Genomic DNA, 411 nt, shown 5'->3' on the forward strand with positions numbered 1-411 from the left:
CCATTACTTTGCAAAAAGAGGAGCTTGAAAAAATACGGGAAAAAATGCCGTTCTGGAAAGATGCAGATTCCTTTAAAATATTACAGGATTAATACAAAATAGTTCAGGCATGATACAGGCACATGTGGCAGAAAAAATATTTACCGGCGAAGAATGGATTTCAAATCATGCAATTATAGTTGAAAGTGATATTATACAAAATATAATTCCGGCTCAAAGTATTCCTTCTGCTGTCCGGGTTATCAACTATGCAGATGCTTTTCTTGCTCCGTGTTTTATAGATATACAGATTTATGGTGCTTATGGTTCTCTGTTATCTGTACATCCTGTCTCAGAGACACTTAAAAAAATATATGATTATTGCAGGTCCGGGGGCGCAAATTATTTTCAGCCAACTGTGGCGACCAATAC

General features: G+C 36.5%; 1 protein-coding gene. It reads left to right on the forward strand.

The genetic code is table 11. The annotated features are described in order from the left end of the window. Window positions 1-109: 109 nt before the first annotated feature. Window positions 110-411: hypothetical protein (locus tag D7X96_RS40675; protein ID WP_208647470.1), on the forward strand; the 302-nt coding region annotated here is incomplete at its 3' end.

Source organism: Corallococcus interemptor (assembly GCF_003668875.1).
GTDB classification, from domain to species: domain Bacteria; phylum Myxococcota; class Myxococcia; order Myxococcales; family Myxococcaceae; genus Corallococcus; species Corallococcus interemptor.